Source organism: Borreliella garinii, assembly GCF_001922545.1.
GTDB classification, from domain to species: Bacteria; Spirochaetota; Spirochaetia; order Borreliales; family Borreliaceae; genus Borreliella; species Borreliella garinii.
Window position 1 is genome coordinate 889784 of the sequence record NZ_CP018744.1, and the last position, 15855, is coordinate 905638.

At 26.7% G+C, this 15855-nt stretch carries 16 protein-coding genes; 7 read left to right on the forward strand and 9 right to left on the reverse strand.

What is annotated here, in order from left to right:
• Window positions 1–86: 86 nt before the first annotated feature.
• Window positions 87–461: a rhodanese-like domain-containing protein gene (locus tag BLA33_RS04195; protein ID WP_088123893.1), complete on the forward strand. Its 375-nt coding sequence runs from the start codon at window positions 87–89 to the stop codon at window positions 459–461.
• Window positions 461–1081 (forward strand): uridine kinase, encoded by a 621-nt coding sequence (gene udk / locus BLA33_RS04200; protein WP_004792201.1) that lies wholly within the window; start codon window positions 461–463, stop codon window positions 1079–1081. Before BLA33_RS04195 ends, udk begins: the two co-directional genes overlap by 1 nt.
• On the opposite strand, the gene priA is transcribed toward udk, so the two are convergent.
• Genes priA through cdaA form a run of 7 tightly spaced genes read right to left on the reverse strand, consistent with a single transcriptional unit; the run spans window position 1078 to window position 7388 of the window.
• Window positions 1078–3069: a replication restart helicase PriA gene (priA, locus tag BLA33_RS04205; RefSeq protein ID WP_075226567.1), complete on the reverse strand. Its 1992-nt coding sequence runs from the start codon at window positions 3067–3069 to the stop codon at window positions 1078–1080. The two genes, udk and priA, sit on opposite strands and share 4 nt — an antisense overlap.
• A complete protein-coding gene (locus BLA33_RS04210) occupies window positions 3062–3661 on the reverse strand; it encodes a uracil-DNA glycosylase family protein (protein ID WP_029346908.1) in 600 nt (199 codons plus the stop codon). The genes priA and BLA33_RS04210 overlap by 8 nt, the downstream gene beginning before the upstream one ends.
• Window positions 3654–4394 (reverse strand): tRNA pseudouridine(38-40) synthase TruA, encoded by a 741-nt coding sequence (gene truA / locus BLA33_RS04215; protein ID WP_075226569.1) that lies wholly within the window; start codon window positions 4392–4394, stop codon window positions 3654–3656. Before truA ends, BLA33_RS04210 begins: the two co-directional genes overlap by 8 nt.
• Window positions 4395–5234, reverse strand: a complete 840-nt coding sequence (locus tag BLA33_RS04220; protein ID WP_029346907.1) for a DUF2225 domain-containing protein — start codon at window positions 5232–5234, stop codon at window positions 4395–4397.
• A 3-nt stretch (window positions 5235–5237) separates the two neighbouring features.
• A complete protein-coding gene (acpS, locus tag BLA33_RS05760) occupies window positions 5238–5612 on the reverse strand; it encodes a holo-ACP synthase (RefSeq protein WP_029346906.1) in 375 nt (124 codons plus the stop codon).
• Window positions 5609–6613 carry a YbbR-like domain-containing protein gene (locus tag BLA33_RS04225; protein ID WP_029346905.1) on the reverse strand — a complete coding sequence of 335 codons (1005 nt, stop codon included), beginning with the start codon at window positions 6611–6613 and terminating at the stop codon, window positions 5609–5611. The genes acpS and BLA33_RS04225 overlap by 4 nt, the downstream gene beginning before the upstream one ends.
• Window positions 6614–6617: 4 nt before the next feature.
• Window positions 6618–7388: a diadenylate cyclase CdaA gene (gene cdaA / locus BLA33_RS04230; RefSeq protein ID WP_004792857.1), complete on the reverse strand. Its 771-nt coding sequence runs from the start codon at window positions 7386–7388 to the stop codon at window positions 6618–6620.
• A gap of 108 nt (window positions 7389–7496) precedes the next feature.
• Here cdaA and BLA33_RS04235 point away from each other — a divergent pair, with 108 nt between their 5' ends.
• The 3 genes from BLA33_RS04235 to trpS are packed head-to-tail and all read left to right on the forward strand — an operon-like array spanning window position 7497 to window position 10553.
• Complete coding sequence (locus tag BLA33_RS04235; RefSeq protein WP_029346904.1) at window positions 7497–8357, forward strand: haloacid dehalogenase-like hydrolase; 861 nt, start codon at window positions 7497–7499, stop codon at window positions 8355–8357.
• Window positions 8358–8412: 55 nt separating this feature from the next.
• Entirely contained in the window at window positions 8413–9501 is a 1089-nt protein-coding gene (locus tag BLA33_RS04240; RefSeq protein WP_029346903.1) for an AI-2E family transporter, read from the forward strand.
• A gap of 2 nt (window positions 9502–9503) precedes the next feature.
• Complete coding sequence (gene trpS, locus BLA33_RS04245; protein WP_029346902.1) at window positions 9504–10553, forward strand: tryptophan--tRNA ligase; 1050 nt, start codon at window positions 9504–9506, stop codon at window positions 10551–10553.
• 72 nt (window positions 10554–10625) lie between these two features.
• Here the strand turns inward: trpS and BLA33_RS04250 are convergent, their stop codons facing one another.
• Window positions 10626–12413 (reverse strand): phosphoglucomutase, encoded by a 1788-nt coding sequence (locus BLA33_RS04250; RefSeq protein WP_029346901.1) that lies wholly within the window; start codon window positions 12411–12413, stop codon window positions 10626–10628.
• 138 nt (window positions 12414–12551) lie between these two features.
• Between BLA33_RS04250 and BLA33_RS04255 the strand changes: the two genes are divergently transcribed.
• Complete coding sequence (locus BLA33_RS04255) at window positions 12552–14030, forward strand: UTP--glucose-1-phosphate uridylyltransferase (RefSeq protein ID WP_029346900.1); 1479 nt, start codon at window positions 12552–12554, stop codon at window positions 14028–14030.
• A complete protein-coding gene (locus BLA33_RS04260) occupies window positions 14018–15037 on the forward strand; it encodes a glycoside hydrolase family 3 N-terminal domain-containing protein (RefSeq protein ID WP_029346899.1) in 1020 nt (339 codons plus the stop codon). The genes BLA33_RS04255 and BLA33_RS04260 overlap by 13 nt, the downstream gene beginning before the upstream one ends.
• A gap of 102 nt (window positions 15038–15139) precedes the next feature.
• Here BLA33_RS04260 and BLA33_RS04265 read toward each other — a convergent pair whose 3' ends face one another.
• On the reverse strand, window positions 15140–15718 hold the full coding sequence (locus BLA33_RS04265; protein ID WP_075226571.1) for a hypothetical protein: 579 nt from the start codon (window positions 15716–15718) through the stop codon (window positions 15140–15142).
• Between the last annotated feature and the right edge of the window lie 137 nt (window positions 15719–15855).

Here is a 15855-nt window from a genome sequence, read left to right on the forward strand (position 1 = left end):
TTGAATTCTATATTAATTTTGCAAAAAAAACAATTTTATTCCCTTTTTTTATTTTTTTTGATATTATGTTCATGAAAACTATGGCGATGAATTATATAAAATTTATAGTATTAGTAGTTCTGCTTTTTTTTTATATTTGGGTTTTTATTATCCTTAGGATGAAAAGGGCTAATCTATTTTTGTTGGAAAAAATCAAAAATGGAGCAAAAATTTTAGATATTCGATCTCCCAAAGAATATAGTAAGTCTCATTATTTTAAATCGATCAACATTCCTTTTAATAATTTATTTGCTAAAAAAGATAAATTGGGTGATTTTGAGTCCCAAATAATTGTTTATGGTAAAAGTTTTAATAAATCTTATGAGGCTAAAAAAGTTTTAAAAAGCATGGGATTTAAGAATGTGTTTGTAGCTGGTACTTTGAAAGACATGCCACAAGCTAAAAAAGAAGAAGTTAGTTGATGGCTAAGATTATTGGGATATCTGGTGGTTCTGGAAGCGGAAAAACTACAGTTGTAAGCAAGATTAGTGAGTTTATTCCAGAGTTTGTCCTTATTTCTCAAGATAATTATTATAAGAGTGTGGGTGATTATGAATATGAGTTTTCTAAGGTGAATTTTGATCATCCGGATGCTTTTGATAATAATTTATTTTATGAACATCTGAAAAATTTAAAAAAAAATAGCCCAATAGATATGCCTCTTTACGACTTTATTAATCATAAAAGACAACTTAAAACGGTTATGGTTGTTCCAACTCCCGTTATTATTGTTGAAGGTATTATGATTTTTGTTGAAGAGAGAGTAAGAAATTTAATAGATCTTAAAATATATATTGACACCCCAAATGATATTAGATTTATTAGGCGTTTAAAGAGAGATATTTCCAAAAGGGGACGTACTTTAGAATCGGTTATTGATCAATATTTAAATACCACTAGATGGGGTTATTATAGATTTATTGAGCCTACCAAAGAATATGCTGATCTTATTATTCCCGAAGGAGGTCACAATGATAAAGCTCTTTATGTACTTTCAACGTTTCTTAAGTCTTTAAGTAAAGAAGGGCTAGATTTTGTCTAAATTAATAATGATATTGGATAATAATCTATTTCAATGTAAACAGTATTTGTTAGTTTTACCTTTTCTCTTGTCTTGTTAACTAGTTTTTCAAGTAAGCCATAGGATTTTGACAAGTATATTATATTGTATCTATAATTTTTAGATATTTTCTTCATAATAGCTTCTGATGGGCCCAAGTGCTCAATTCCTTCTTGCAAAAATTCTTTAGATTTTTCAAAGAATTCCCAACATTTTTGTTTAGCAGATTCTTCATTTTTGCTTCTAAATATTATTCTAATAATTTTGTTAAACGGAGGATAGTTTAATTTTTTTCTTATATCTAGTTCTTGCTCGTAAAATTCTTCATATTGGTTCTTATAAGCACATTTTATGGCATAATAATTAGGATTTTTTGTTTGTATTATAATTGTGTTATCATCTTTAAATCTTGCGGCTCTTCCCATAATCTGCGAGAGTGTTGTAAAAATTCTTTCGCTACTTCTAAAATCAGGCAATCCTATTCCAGTATCTGCGTTTATTATACCTAATGTTTTTATATTTTCAAAATTAAATCCTTTTGCAATGATTTGTGTTCCAATAAGTATGTCTATTTCTTTGTTTTCGAACTTACTTATTGAATCTATATTTTCTATTTTTGTAATATCGGAATCTATTCTTGCAATTTTTGCATTTGGCAAAAATTTTTTTAATTCTTTTTCAACAAGTTGAATTCCATAAGTTTTGTATTTAATGTCTTTTGATTTGCATTTAGGGCAATTACTTGCTGTTTTTGTTTTATAATTACAATAGTGGCATAAAAGTTTGTTTTCTTTTTTGTGGTAAATCAGACTAAATGAGCAATTTGGACAATAAATTGTATGCCCGCATTCGTTGCATTCAAGATTTTTTAAATATCCTCTTTTATTAATGAAAATTAAAGATTGTCTTTTTTCATTTAAACTTTTTTGTATGCTGTATAATAGTTCTGATGAAATTGTGCTAGGTTCTTTTTTCATGTTTATTATTTTTATATCTTCTATTTTGCTTTGAAAGAATTTATTTTGCATTAATATTTTCTTTATTTGGTTATGTTTCATTGCGTGGTATGCTTCAAGAGAAGGTGTTGCACTTCCCATTATGAATTTAGCATTAAATTTTTTTTGCAAAAAAAATGATATGTGTCTTGAGTGAAATCTTGGAATATTTTCAGATTTGTATGTAGTTTCGTGTTCTTCGTCCATAATTATTAATTTTAATTTGGTAAAAGGCAGCATTAGCACACTTTTAATGCCAACAACAATCAGACTTTCTCCATTTTTGACTTTATTCCATATTAAATTTTTATTAGAATTTGAAACTTTAGAGTTATATTCATAAATTTTATGATGCATATTTAATGCATATTTTATTCTTTTTATTATTTGATATCCTAATGATATTTCAGGAATCAAAAAGAGTACTTGTTGTTCTAGTGTTAAGTAGTATTCACACAATTTGATAAATATTTCAGTTTTTCCAGATCCAGGTATTCCAAAAAGGTAAAAAACATTAGTTTTTTCTGACCCAATAATTTCTTTGTAAATATTTTGTTGTTCGTTGTTTAGTTGCAGGTGCTTTTTATGATCCGGATACGGATAATCATTTATTGAAGGTAATGTTTGATTTTTTTCAGATTTTGAATTTTTGGGCAACCCAAAGAATAAAGTTTCTCCAAATCCCGAAAATGTTTTTCTACTAATCCAATGTGCTAAATCAATATTATGTTCTGTTATTATTTTAGTTTTATCTATTATTTTAATAATTTCTTTTATTTTGAATTCAAATTTTTCTTTGAATTCGCTTTCAGGATATTTTTTAATAATTATTCCAATTTTATTGGAGCCATTAAAATTAACCATTACTCTTATTCCAATTTCTAGATTCAAGTTAGACCTATAAAGAAAAAGTTTATTTAAAGGAATATTTATTGCAATTTCATAGTAATAAGTTGAATGATAATGTTCATCCATATTTTATTATGCCTTTGATTATTTTTAAATCCTGCCATATTTCTTTTTTTAATTCTGGATTTTTTATTTGATTTGTAGGAAGGTGTGTAAAAACCAATGGAATGCCTTTAAATCTTAGTTCTATTCCTCTTACAATTTGAATTCTTAGCGGTTGATTTAAGAAAAAATCTATTTCTTCGCAAGATAAAATTGCTTTAAGGTTTTTGTTGCTGATTTCTAAGTTAAGTGATTCAATAGTATCTATTATTTTATAATTGTGCATGTTTATGCTTTTGCACCATTTTATTATAATATCCCTTGAAGGTTCGTCGAGATAGTCTTTGTTTACATATATTATGATATAATCGTTGATACTTTTTTCTTGTAAGCTACTATTTGATAGTAGGTTCGTTAAATTTTTGTTTTTTATGGATATTTCTGCAGTTTTTTCGCTATTTTCATTTTTTTGATAAATTTTAACATTTTTAACTTTTTCTATTTTTTGTTTAATCTCATTATTTATTTTGTCAAAATTTTCTGTAATTTTGCCTTCGATATTATTTGTCAATATTTTAAGTAGAAAAAGTTTTTTAGTTAAAATATTGTTATTCATAGTAAACCTTGTCTAAAAATAAAGCATTTGCGGGAGCAGTTGTTCTTGCAAGGTTTCTATTTTTTGATTTTAGTATTGTTTCAAAAGTAGAAACTGATTCATTTTTTATTTCAATATCCAGCATTGTGCCCATTATTGATCTTACCATTTTCCACAAAAAAGAAGATCCTATTATTTCAAAAATAATATATTTTCCTCTTTTTTTAAATTTGGCAAAATAGATATTCCTAAATTTGGATTTGCTTTTATCTTTTATGCATGAAAATGTGGTAAAATCATGATTTCCAATTAATATTTTAGCCATTTGGTTTAAATTGCTAATGTTTAGTTTTTTATTTACATAGTGAGCTTGATAGCCTTCCCAGGGATAGTAGTTATTACTATTTAATATACGGTAGCTGTATTTTCTTTTTTGGGCATTAAAACGTGGATGAAATGAATTTTTCACATACTTGAGTTTTAGTATTTTTATACTATTCTTTAATAATATGGCATTTAAAGCTTTTTTTAGATTATTTAGCTGAATATTGATATTAATATCAAAAGTTATTATTTGTTTTTTTGCATGAACTCCTTTATCTGTTCTACCAGATGAATGAATTTTTACTTTTTTTTTGTTGATTTTCATCAGAGCTTTTTCGATTTCTCCTTGAATAGTAGGCTTTGTTGGTTGTATTTGAAATCCATGGTATATAGATCCGTCATAAGCGATTTCAGCTAATATTTTTTTCATTTATTTAAGATTTTTCATTTCCTTTGATATTTTAAAGTAGACTTCTTTGATTTTATCTAAAAGTATTGAAGGCTTTTCTTTTGAAGATTTACCCATTCCGGCTATTTTAGAGAGAGTGGTTTTTATATCGTTTAATTGTTTGTATCTGTATTCCTTATTATCCTTATTTCCATAAAAGTATTCTAGAAGACCTGATAAGTAGAGAACACTGTCATAGCCATAATTTTTATCTGTATCTGGACCAAATATGGTTGATGAGCTAACAGGTTCTGAATTGTCTTTATCTTTTTCAATAACTAGTTTATAAAGATATGCAGCTTTATGATAAAATATTTTTTGAAGATAATTGTAGTTTTTGCTCGGCTCTTCTTTTTCAAGGTCTTCAAATGTCCAAGCGGCCCTTATTGCTGATTTTGCTTGATTTAAAGTGGGGTTATGATTCTTTTCAAGATGTTCATAACATAGCATAGCAAGAATGTAACTTGCAGCCCCCTCTTTTAATGTTCTAGATTTGTTGAAGTTAATCATGTCATCAAAAATAGCATTTATTTTTTTTCTTTCGGATTTTTTATTTTGCAAAATTTCTTTTTTGTTTTTAGGGATTGAATTAAATTCGCTTGGAAATGTTGCAAAGTAGCATTTTGGACATACTGTTACAGAATATATTCTAGGATAAATATTGCCATATTTGTTGTTTTTTATATATTCTCTTTTTAGATCAATTTTCAACTCACCAGCTATTAATCTACTACTTCCAGTCAAAAGCTCTTCTTTTTGAAACTTAAAAGAGCATATAGGGCATTCAATTTTTTCTTTTGTAAAATATGATATTTTTTTCATGAATTAATTTTCTACCATTACAAATGCAATAGCGTACTCCTTTTCATGGGATATTGTTAGGTATAGCTTTAAATTCATTTTAATTGCAAATTTTTCAATTTCATTATGCAAATAAAACTTTGCATTTCCTTTTAAAGATTTTATTACCTCAATATCTTTAAGACTATAATGTATTTTATGTTGCAATAGTGGACTTAATGCTTTAATTAAAGATTCTTTAGCTGCAAATTTTCCAGCTAAACTTTCTATGACACTTCCCCCTTTTAATTTAAAATTTTCAATTTCTTTATGTGTAAAGAATCTCTCTAATTTTTTTTTATTTTCTAAAAAATTTTTGAATCTACCAACTTTTATTATATCACATCCTATTGACTTCATGGCTTGATCTCCGAGCTTTCGATTATTTCTAGTTTTATTTTTTTTGGTTCATAATCATATATTTCTGTTTCATTGATATTCTCTTTAAGAATTATATTTGTGGTAATGTTGTAAATTCCGGGGGTTTTTATACTTGATAAATCAAAAGCAAGGCTTATGTTTTGATTGTTTACATGGGTTTTAATTTGTTTTTCAGAAAGTCTTGTTTTTATTTTTACAAACATTTTGTTTTCTGGGTTTATTATTTTTTCTTTATCTTTAATCGCAAGACCATTTTTTAGATTATTAAAAATAAGGTTAGGAGATTTTATTGTTGTATTTGAATATTTTTTGTTTAAATAAATATTGATCACTACATGACTTTTTTCAAGCATAACTAGGGAATTTGGGGAAACTACTTCAAGATAATCTGATACAAATAATGTTCTTGTATCAAACTCTTTTACGTTGGTTTGAATAGTGTTTATTTTTTTGAGTTCTTGTTCGGGTCCACATACTAATAAATGTTCAGGTAATATATTGTATTTTGCAATAAAATATTCTCCCTTACCATCTTTTTCTATAAGTTTAAACTTGGGCTCTATTTTAACTAATTTAGATATTTTGTTATCAAGATTTAGCAATACATTTGTTTTTGAAAGTTTATATTCTGCAATGTGTATTGAGTTAAGATTTTTTATTTTTATTGGTAGTTTATATTTTCCAGGAATTTTTATTTTTGATGCTTCAATAAATAATATTATTTTATTAAGATCAAGGTATTTTAAGTCATCTTTGTTGACTTTTATTGTAATCTTTACTTTGCTAAAGTCGGGAACTTTCCCAAGAGCTATTTGATCATTCAAGATTATCTTGAATTCTTTCTCAGTTGTTATTGATTCTATTTTATTGAAATTAAACGCTACAAACATTAGAATAGCTATTAAAATGGAAATAGCTTTATTTTGCCAATCATCAAATAGTAACTTTATTATATTTGTTATTTTTTTGCTTATTTTCATTTATTTACTCTATTAGTTCGAGATTTAATTTATTTCTAATTTCATTTAAGTTTAAATTGTATTCCAATTTTGCATTGACTGTAATAGAAATAGACCCGGTCTCTTCGGAGGTTATTATTGTTATTGCATCAGAATTTTCAGAAATTCCAAGTCCTGCTCTATGTCTTGTTCCAAATGCTTTACTAATAGAATCAACATTAGATAATGGTAAAAATGAGCCTGCATATTTTAATTTATTTTTACTAATTATTACGGCTCCGTCGTGAAGAGGGGTTTCGCGCTCAAATAGTGATATTAGTAGCTCACTAGATATTAGTGCATCAATTTTGGTTCCTTTATTTATTATTTGCTCCAGCTGTATTTTTTTTTCAATGCATATTAGGCTGCCAGATTTGTTTTCAGACAGGTGTTTAACTGCTTTAAGGATTTCAGAAATAACTTTTAAAGTTTCTTCTTTTTTATTTGAAAGCTTAAAAGCTAAATTGAAATTTCCAATTTTCATTATTATTTTTTTTATTTCTTGATTAAAAAGTATGACTATTGTTATTGGTAGTATATTAGCTATATAATTTAACAGCCAACTAATGGTATAGAGATTTAAATAATATGAGATAATTCCTATAGAGGTGATAATCAACATTCCTTTTAGTAGATTTGTAGAATAAGAATTGATTACATTTTTATATATGTAGTACACCAGGATGCTAATTAAGCTTAGATCTAAAATTCTTGAAAAAGTATCTTTTATATGATTTAAATCATTTATGTCTATCATAAATTTTCTACTCAATGTTAAAATGCTATACTTATTAACTTATATTAGTATAATATAAAATATATAAATAAGCACAGTTTATAATTAAATTAAATTGTTTTTGAATTTATGAATGAAAGAGAAAATATTGTAGCTTTGATATTTGATTTTGACAATACTCTTATTTATGGTAATATGCAGCAAGTGCTTTTTGATGAGTATTGTGTTGATTCTTGTTCCTTTTGGAAAGAGGTTGAAAGCTTAGAGCATGTTTATAAGCAAAGCGGTTATAATATAATTTCTAATGAAATGATATATTTATCTCATTTTTTAACCTATGTAAGAGAGGGGTTTTTTAAAAGTCTAGATAATAGAGCATTATTTAATTCAGGTGCTAAGTTAAGATTTTTTGAAGGGGTTATTGCTTTATTTGATGAGATATCTGAAATAAATAAGAAGTTGGAAAATAATAATTCGCAGGTTAAAATTTATATTGTTTCAAGCGGGTTTAGACAAATGATTTTGGGAAGCAAAATTGCGCCTTATGTGAGCAAAGTGTGGGCATGTGAGTTTATAGACTCTTATTTGATGCCTTTTTATGAGCTTAGAGATGAAAAATTTTCTAAAAATAAAGTTTTAAGCAGTGTTTGTTACTTTGTAGATCATACAATAAAAACCAGAGTTATTTTTGAAATTAATAAAGGTTCTTATGAGAAGATTAATGAGAGAGTTCCAAAGAGTAAAAGAGAAATTCCTTTTAAAAATATATTTTATATTGCAGATGGATTTAGTGATGTTCCGGCATTTGAAATTTTAAATAATATTTTAAATCATTGTAAAAATACCTTGACAGTGTATCATGGAAATGATAAAAATGCAAAAAAATTGTTTTATGAGAATAGAGTTGGAGATTTTGCTGAGGCTAATTACAGTAAGGGCACTAAACTGTATAATTGGATAATGGAGAAAATTTGTTTGAGCTGTGGTTAATTGTTGATTTATTTTCCTTTAGTTGATAAAAACAGTAAAAACGAAAAGAGGGAATATGTTTAAAGATTTAAATACAAATCAAGGGTTAAGGCCTTGGAGAGTAGAATCTGTTTTTTATTTTATTGTCATAGTGTTAATATTTATTGGGGCTTTTAAAATAGCAGAAGCCGTATTTAAACCTTTGGCTATTTCCATAGTGTTGGGATTTTTAGTTTATCCCGTTTATACTTTTTTAGCAAGATTTAAAGTTCCAAAATTTTTAATAGTTTTTATTATATTTTTTTTATTATTTTCTTTTTCTTATTTGATTTTTAGTTTTGTTTATTACAGTGTTACTGTTTTAATGAGACAATTACCCTATTATCAAAATCAATTGGCATTTATTATGAAAGATGTGCTTAGTCGCTATAAAGTTGATAGCTCTGTTATTAATGATATTAATTTTTCTGGCTACATTTATCCTTTTTTAACAAGAGCTTCTAATGAGATTATTGGATTTACAAGTAGTTTAGTAGTGGTTTTTTTGTTGTTGTATTTTCTGCTTTCAGAAATCCATGTTTTTGGAATGAAACTTGATAAAGCTTTTAAAAAGCGAGTATCTACTAGATTTATTGGGGCTCTAGATACGATTAATAATCAAATTGGCAAATATTTGGGGATAAAAATTCTTATGAGCTGTTTAACAGGTATTTTAGTGTTTATTGGATTAACTTTGTTTGGACAAGATTTTCCTCTTGTTTGGGCAGTTCTTACCTTTGTTTTCAATTTTATTCCTAGCATTGGATCTATATTAGCTGTGTTTTTTATTGTAATAACATCTTTAATTCAATTTTATCCAAATTTAAACATAGTGCTTTATATTTTTATATACAATACTTCCGTTCAAATGTTGATTGGAAATATTCTTGAGCCAAAAATGCAGGGAAAAAGACTTGATATCTCACCATTTTTGCTCTTATGTTTTTTGTTTTTTTGGGGATGGCTTTGGGGCATTGTGGGCCTTTTAATAGCCTATCCTTTTACTGTGATTGTAAAGGTAATAGTTGATAATGTAAGTTGGTTAAAGTCTTTTTCCGTATTTTTAGGTGGTTCTGAGATTTTAAGCAATATTAGGCATTTTTCAGGCAAAGATAAGGAGATTTGATTTTGAAAAGAAAGGTTATGCTTACTGGAGATAGACCTACTGGTGCTCTTCATTTAGGGCACTATGTGGGATCTGTAGTAAATCGACTAAAATTTCAAGAAAAGTATGAAACGTATTTTATTATAGCCGATTTGCACACTTTGACTACAAAACCCGATTTAAAAAGTATTAATACAATACCTTTTAATGTTAGAGAAATGGTTTTAGATTATCTTGCTTGCGGGATTAATCCTAATAAGGTTAGTATATATTTGCAATCAGCCATACCCGAGCTCTTTGAGCTTTATTTAATATTTTCAATGATTGTTACTGTTGCGCGTTTGCAAAGGATTCCAAGTATAAAGGATATGAGCATTGCGGCTGGACTCAAGGAGATTCCTTATGGTCTTTTGGGATATCCTGTTCTTATGAGTGCAGATATTTTAATGGCGAAGGCAAATTTAGTTCCCGTTGGGCGTGATAATGAATCTCATATTGAATTTGCAAGAGAACTTGCAAGAAGGTTTAATCATTTGTACGAAAATAATTTCTTTCCAATACCCGAATCTGTTTTTACAGATTCTAGTCCTTTGGTAGGTATTTGTGGTAAAAATAAAATGAGCAAGAGTCTTGATAATGCAATTTTTTTAAAAGATGATGAAAATTTGTTAGAAAAAAAAATTATGTCTATGTATACAGATCCAAATAGAATAAGGGCAGATATTCCCGGTAATGTTGAAGGTAATCCTGTTTTTATTTATCACACTATTTTTAATAGTAATCATGAAGAAGTTGAAGATCTTAAAAGTAGGTATAAGAAGGGCAAAGTAGGTGATGTTGAGGTTAAGAAGAAATTGTTTTTAGCTTTGAATAGCTTTTTAAAGCCAATCAGGGATAAAAGAAGTTTTTATGAAGCCAAAAAAAAAGATTACATTGATGAAATTATTTTTAATGGTACAAGCAAGGCAAGGTTTATTGCAAATAAAGTAGTAAAAGAGGTTAAAGATTTAGTAGGACTTTCAAAAACTTGGAATGGGATAAAGTCTAGTGTTGAAAAACAAAAAAATGAATAATGAAAATTATTAATTTTATGATAGACTTATAGTTGTGATCAACTTATTATTTAAATCAAACAATATTAATTATTATAGTAGGTTTGCCTTTTTTATTAATCTTTTATTAAATTCTAATAGCTTGAGCAAAATATTTCTTTTTGTATAAATAACCTCGCTAAGCACCCTTGTTACTGGTTCTGTTTTTGAGATTCTCATCCATAAGGTTGCAACGATTTCTTTATTAGTTTTTAATAATACCTTTAATCCACCCGAGGCATCTCCTGTTCTAATCTTAGATTGTATTTTGCCTTCGTAGTTAATGATTTCATAATCAACTATTGATAATTCTTGAAACAACTTGTTGCGTTTTATTTCTTTAATCAATAAATTTTCGTAATTGCTTTTTAAAATTTCTTGGTTTTCTATTTTGAGATTTGTTAAATTGGCTTTCTTGGATGATACTATTACATTGCTATAAAAATTTGTTGTATTTAAAATATCTTTTAAGCTGTATTTTTCTTTATAGTAGTTTTTGGACAATTTGCACCATATTTGATAAAGTTCTTTCATTTTTAATAATTTTACGATACTAAGCAGAGTGGTAATTGGATCTCTTACCCTTGAAGGATATATTATGCAACCCCCATTTGATCCCTCTCCTGAGATTTTTACAATAAATCCCTGGGCTCTTAAATCATCTGCCATTTCTGTTAGATTGGCTTCTCCAACTTCTACTCTGTAAACTTTGGCGTTGAAAAAATTTGCAATTTTTTCAATATTTAGAGATGTTGCATCATTGGTTACTATTGCTATGTTATTTTTTATTCCTGTATAATAAAGATAGCTAAGCTCTGAAATTACTACAAGTGCAAATATTTTTTGTGCTTCGATAATGCCTGTAGTGTTTGTGACTTTGTCTATAAACACTAGATTACCCCTATCTCCATCACAATCCGGTACATATCCCAGTTCAAAAGAATTGTCTTTTATATATTTTTTTTGTAGTAGCTTTTTACATTTATTTAAAGATTTTCCTTCAGGAATAATATTATGCTTAAAAATGCCTATTTTGTCATTATGTAATTCTATTTTCAATCCCAAAGATTCTATCAATTCTTTATCTATTGAATTGATTCTAGAGCTTCCATTCATTTCTGCTATTATTCCAATTGGATTTTTTAATATTCTTTTCTTTAAAATTTCGATATTTTTATTGTTAATATCATTTTCATATGCTATTTCATGTATTAATGATTTATAGGCTTCGTAAGATTGGTTTTTGTTTTCTTTTTCCAATTTTATTGTTTTTTTATAATATTCTAAATGTGCTTTATCTTCATCAAATTTATTCAGAGTATTAATTAAATGCTTTATTAACTTTTCATTTTGGCTATTATTTTTAATTTGTTTTATTATTTCCCGAGTTTTTGCAGAATTTAGTACGCCACCATCGTTTAATCCTATTTTTATTCCATTGTAACCTACTGGATTATGGCTTGCAGAGATGTAAATGAAGCCTTTTGAATCTTTGCTTTTTTTTATACAAGCTAAAATTTCAGTTATTGGGAGTATGCCAAAAAACTTAATCTTTTCTTTGCTTGTTATTAATATTTTCATTGTTATTTCTGCAATAATGTTACCAGTTGGTCTTGAATCTAATCCTAATCCAATATAGGGTCTGGATTCATTTTTAAAATAATTTGATATTGTGAAGATTATTAGCGCTATTAACACTTTATCTTCATTGTCTATTTCATTTTCTGTTGAATCTTCATTTTTTGATTTTGCAAAAATTTTTCTAAATCCCGAAGCAGAAAATATCATCTCATCAAAAGCTTTTTTAAAATTCTTCATGTTAAGTGAATATTGTTTAAGCATTTAAATTTCTTCTCATTGATATTCTAGTTATATTATTGCTATAATAATCAATAATATGTCACTTATATCATTATACTTGAAAATTTGTTTTTTTGCTTATATTAATAAGCTTTATCTTAATGGTTTTAGTTTTTACTGATGAATGTTAAAGTTGATAAAATTTTTTCTGAAATGATACTCGAAAAACTTAATTCTGGTGAGATAGGAATTAATAATTTTGAATCCATTAAATATTTTCCTTGTGATAGTCATGAAAATATTTTTAATATTTCAGATAAAATTTTAAAGTTTAAGCTTAACAAAGGTTTGGTTGAAGACAATTTAAAAAAATATTTTTATGATTTTTCTAAATTTTTGCATTCAGAAGAAGGTGATTGCTATATTTTTTCTTCTTGCGATCTTGAAAATTTGGGACTAATTCTTTTCCCATATCTTTCTTTTGGAATTTTAAATGGAGGCTCTGCAACAAGTTATTTTGATTTAGCTAAAAATAGGGAGTTGAATAAAGATTTATACATGCTATATGAATCTAAAATACTTGAATTTAAAGAAAAATTTGGAGAATTCCCAAAGGGTATGACCCCAGCTTATATTAATAAAGACGGTAGTTTAGGATTTTCATTTTTTGCTTTGAAAATCAGACATCTTTTAATGGTTGCCAAAAGATATGAATCTTTTTATGGTAGAAGGATTAAGCCTTCAATATTTCAAATGACTAGTTGCAAAACGGATGAATTTATTTCAAAATTTTTGGAGCATTTATTTGCAGATGATTTGATTAAAAGTGTAAATTTTTGCAATTTGAAAAAAGAAGATATTCTTACAGCTATTCAACCTTTAATTTATTGTTATGAAAAACTTAATAATTCTAATTATCAATATTTTACTTTCAAGGATAATGAAAATGATAATTCTATTTTAGCTTTGCCTGCTGGTCATGGTCAAAATTTTAAAATTTTAAAAGATATTTATTTACAGCTTTATGAATCTGGGAAAAGATTCGTATACATTGGTAATGTTGATAATATGGGTTATACAATTAATTTTAAAGCACTTGCTATAATGGCTTTAACGAATTGTTCTTCTGGATTTGAATTTAGTTTTAAAAGCAAGACAGATTTTAAGGGAGGGGTATTGGCAGTAAATAGTGAGAATCGTTTAACTTGTGTTGATATTGGTGGAGGTATTTCTTCAGAGATTATACAAGAGTTTGAGAATAAGGGTAATAAGCTGTTATTTAATTGTGCTACCGGGCTTTTTAATTTAGAATATTTGATAAAAAATATTGATAAAATAATAGAAAAAATGCCCATTAGAATTATAGAGCAAGATAAAGAAGTTGGTAAATATATTTCGGTTGAGCAAATAACGTGGGAAGTATTAAAATTAATGGAAAATCCATTGATTTTAACGGTTGACAGAAGTAAAAGATTCCTTCCTGCAAAGTTATTTATCGACATGTTGCTTAATAGTAATTATCTTGAAGATAGGTACAAATATTGTTGTAGAAAGAGAGTTGCTAATTCTAATGCTACTAAAGATTTGTATTGTTCTCTTTCTAATTTGTTATCAAAAGATTATGGGTTGCTTAATAGGTGTTGTAGATGGGCTTTTTAAAAGCTTTATCTTTTATCTTTTTTTGTTTAAATTTATTTGCGATAGAATCTTTACCAGAAATAGATTATGAATATTTCAATAAGGATAAATCAGATCTTGTAGATTTAATGAGGTTTTTAGGTGAATTTGATTTTCAAACTATTTTAAAAGATAGAAGATTATTTATTGGAATTAGAAATTTAAAAGATTTTAAAAATGTTCAGGGACTTAATTTCGATGATATTAATAGAATAAAAAAGATTAATCCGATTGGTATAATTTTATTTAGAGAAAATTTAAAAGATGCTGAGCAAACAAAAGGATTGATTAACGCAATAAAAAGTCATATTGGACATGATATTTTTATTGCTATTGATGAAGAGGGGGGGATAGTTAGTAGAGCTAGTGAAAATAAAAAAATGGGAGTTTATAATTTTCCGGCTATGGAGTATGTAGGGGATGTCAAAGATTTGCATCTTATTTATAAAATTGGTGAAGTTCTTGCTAAACAATTGCGCAGGTTGGGTATTAATTTAAATATGGCTCCAGTTGCCGACATAAAATTTATACCACATACCCCTTTACTAAATAGAACATTCGGGGGATATTCTGCTTATAATATTGGACTTATGGTAGAAGCTTTTATTGATGGCATGCAGAATCATGGAGTATTTTCGGCAATTAAACATTTTCCCGGATTAGGGGGAGCAACCACAGATACACATAAATATTTGGCTTTTTTACCTTATAGTAAAAGCTTTCTAATGTTAAATAATTTTGTGCCGTTTGTTTTTGGTAAGACTTCTAAATTTATCATGATTGGCCATGCAAATGTTCCTAAAATTTCTAAAGATATAACTAGCATGTCTAAAAGTATTGTTAATATTATAAGAGAAAATTTAAATATTACTAGTATTATGATAACAGACTCTTATAATATGGGAGCAATTACAAGAAGTTTTTCTAATATTGAAAATGCTATTAAAAAGTCTTTAAGTTCAGGTATAAATATAGTTCTTATTCCCTAGCAAAATTGCTAAAAAATTTGTTTTTGGTCTTTGTTTTATTTTAGGTAATTGGATAGTCTTTTGCTAAAACATTTCAAAAAGAAGAAAAATGTTTAAAATTTTTTATGGTATAAATATAGAAATTCCTAGATCCAAAAGAATAAATTCTTTAAAAGAAGTTGATAATTTATAGTAAATGCTATAGTTATTAGGTATGAAATCAATTTCAAATTTTAAGGCAATTACGGGAAGGATTGGATAGAGAAATGCATTAGTTGTTTTCCCTATAAAGATACTAGTTCTTAGAGTTAAATCGACTTGGGTTCCAATAAAGAATTTTATAGTAAGTGTATCAGCTGAAATTGAATATTTAGCAATGTAAATAGTGAAAGCTAAATTAAAATAAGCATTTGAAACAAAATCTTGATTTATTGGGATAGTAAAAAAATTTATGGGACTGAACTGTATTTCAATCCATTCATTATAAGCTGTTAATATTCCGATAAAGGCAATGTATTTATAGTTTTCATTATAAAAGATAGGATTTATATAATTATGGTAAATTACACCTATTTTCATTTTTTTTTTAATTATATTTTCTTTAGGGAATTCCCAGCAAGAAGTAGTCAATTTATTTTGGAAACAAAATAAATTGACACTACACATTAATAAAGAGATTGATAAAATAGTAGTATATTTCATTGCAGTATAGTTGGCTTGTATATAATATTATTATATACAAGCCTTTTTTTCAACTTCTTCAACTATAACTATTTAGTTTTTTTAAGCTTTTTATACTATTAGATTATATATATATATATAATCTAATAGTATAAAAA

What these genes read in the sequence shown, in the direction of transcription:
- BLA33_RS04195 (WP_088123893.1), top strand. Translation starts at nt 87, where the DNA reads ATGAATTATATAAAATTTATAGTATTAGTAGTTCTGCTTTTTTTTTAT.
- BLA33_RS04265 (WP_075226571.1), bottom strand. Translation starts at nt 15,718, where the DNA reads ATGAAATATACTACTATTTTATCAATCTCTTTATTAATGTGTAGTGTC.
- BLA33_RS04210 (WP_029346908.1), bottom strand. Translation starts at nt 3,661, where the DNA reads ATGAATAACAATATTTTAACTAAAAAACTTTTTCTACTTAAAATATTG.
- udk (WP_004792201.1), top strand. Translation starts at nt 461, where the DNA reads ATGGCTAAGATTATTGGGATATCTGGTGGTTCTGGAAGCGGAAAAACT.
- BLA33_RS04235 (WP_029346904.1), top strand. Translation starts at nt 7,497, where the DNA reads ATGAATGAAAGAGAAAATATTGTAGCTTTGATATTTGATTTTGACAAT.
- acpS (WP_029346906.1), bottom strand. Translation starts at nt 5,612, where the DNA reads ATGAAGTCAATAGGATGTGATATAATAAAAGTTGGTAGATTCAAAAAT.
- BLA33_RS04260 (WP_029346899.1), top strand. Translation starts at nt 14,018, where the DNA reads ATGGGCTTTTTAAAAGCTTTATCTTTTATCTTTTTTTGTTTAAATTTA.
- BLA33_RS04255 (WP_029346900.1), top strand. Translation starts at nt 12,552, where the DNA reads ATGAATGTTAAAGTTGATAAAATTTTTTCTGAAATGATACTCGAAAAA.
- cdaA (WP_004792857.1), bottom strand. Translation starts at nt 7,388, where the DNA reads ATGATAGACATAAATGATTTAAATCATATAAAAGATACTTTTTCAAGA.
- BLA33_RS04250 (WP_029346901.1), bottom strand. Translation starts at nt 12,413, where the DNA reads ATGCTTAAACAATATTCACTTAACATGAAGAATTTTAAAAAAGCTTTT.
- BLA33_RS04240 (WP_029346903.1), top strand. Translation starts at nt 8,413, where the DNA reads ATGTTTAAAGATTTAAATACAAATCAAGGGTTAAGGCCTTGGAGAGTA.
- truA (WP_075226569.1), bottom strand. Translation starts at nt 4,394, where the DNA reads ATGAAAAAAATATTAGCTGAAATCGCTTATGACGGATCTATATACCAT.
- BLA33_RS04220 (WP_029346907.1), bottom strand. Translation starts at nt 5,234, where the DNA reads ATGAAAAAAATATCATATTTTACAAAAGAAAAAATTGAATGCCCTATA.
- BLA33_RS04225 (WP_029346905.1), bottom strand. Translation starts at nt 6,613, where the DNA reads ATGAAAATAAGCAAAAAAATAACAAATATAATAAAGTTACTATTTGAT.
- priA (WP_075226567.1), bottom strand. Translation starts at nt 3,069, where the DNA reads ATGGATGAACATTATCATTCAACTTATTACTATGAAATTGCAATAAAT.